The 478-nt window shown below is 43.1% G+C and carries 1 pseudogene; it reads right to left on the bottom strand.

From position 1 onward, the window contains the following. Positions 1-478, bottom strand: a pseudogene (locus tag ACE01T_RS08705) (IS3 family transposase); the annotation flags it as partial.

Genomic DNA, 478 nt, shown 5'->3' with positions numbered 1-478 from the left:
TGGTATAACGAATGGAAAGATATTGCACGCCTCTGTCACTATGATGAATCACGTTCTTTGGCATGCCTCGATCATGCAATGCTTGCTCCAGTGCATCGAGCACCATATCTGTATTCATACGTGTTGATACTTTCCATCCAACAATTGCTCGCGAGAACACATCAATAATAAAGGCGGTATAGACCCAGCCTGAATGAGTTTGAATATACGTGAAGTCAGCGACCTGAGCACTGCTTCGCAAGGGTCAGGATGATCTGCATTAAAATTGCGTTTTACTAAGTCATCTGCTCGTTTTTGATCATCTCGGCTACGGGTGGTTTGTTTATTCTTACCACGCCAAACACCTTGTATACCTAGCTTCTGCATCAATCGAGCAACTGTACAACGTGCGATAACATAACCTTCACGTTTCAATTGTTGCCAGACCTTACGCACACCATATCGACCTAAACTTTCTTTCCAAATACGTTTGATTTGC

Origin of the sequence: Acinetobacter uliginosus, from assembly GCF_044130295.1 — a bacterium.
In the GTDB taxonomy this organism is placed as follows: Bacteria; Pseudomonadota; Gammaproteobacteria; order Pseudomonadales; family Moraxellaceae; genus Acinetobacter.
The sequence above is the reverse complement of the archived record's forward strand: the minus strand, read 5'-3'. Positions and strand labels throughout refer to the sequence as shown.